Annotated in this window: 1 protein-coding gene and 1 pseudogene; both read right to left on the reverse strand. The window is 46.6% G+C overall.

All coding sequences use genetic code 11. The features are described 5' to 3' along the window. Nucleotides 1-254: pseudogene (gene holA, locus R7Q48_RS26985) on the reverse strand (DNA polymerase III subunit delta); the annotation flags it as partial. 5 nt (nucleotides 255-259) lie between these two features. Beyond that, nucleotides 260-747: LPS assembly lipoprotein LptE (lptE, locus tag R7Q48_RS26990; protein ID WP_318133320.1), on the reverse strand; the 488-nt coding region annotated here is incomplete at its 5' end.

Consider the following 747-nt stretch of genomic DNA (forward strand, 5'->3'; position numbering starts at 1 on the left):
TCTGGGATCTCAAGCTCAATGAGTTGTCGACTAGAAAATAAGCTCAGAGCGTGAAAGCAGTCATACACTTGGGTCCAATCTAAACGTGTATCGACAGCAAAACGGTGTCTTTCTTCAAAACCATGTTGTAGAGCGGTCTTTTGAATCGCTTGGCGGCTTTCTTGGATCAGTGGCGGTTCGTTTCCGAAGAGCAGATGAACCTGCTTTAAGTGTTTGGCTAGATGGTCAGCTAGCTTGTCAGCATAAATTCGCATGTTGATTAAGAGTTTGTTTTCTCAGTTGGCGCTGCAATTTGCCCCGCTTCGTACTCGGCACGGATTCGGCCAAGTTGACGCATCATCTGTTTCGCTGCTTGTTGACGCATCTCGTCTTCGATTACGTCACGTTCAACCGATTTTGCCAATGCCGTTAACGGGTTGTCTAGGTAGTTGCGGTTCACGGTTGTGGTGAAATTTTTTGAGCCAAACCCTGGAATTGTGACGCGATATTGCACCACGTAAGTCAATTCTTTTTCTGCCGCACGACTGTTTTGGTAAAGCGAGAGCGTTCGCTCATCCATGGTTGATTTGATTAAATGCAGATTTGGTATCGAAGATGACGGCTGAACTAGGTCAACTTTGTTGAGTTGCAGCTGAGAGCGTACATAGCGTGTGAGCTTGCTGTATTCATCGTAGCTAGAGAATGACATGGTGTGCAGTTCTTCCGGAACGGAATACTCGCCACGAAGGTGAAAACCACAGGCAGAAA

The organism is Vibrio sp. 378 (genome assembly GCF_033339435.1).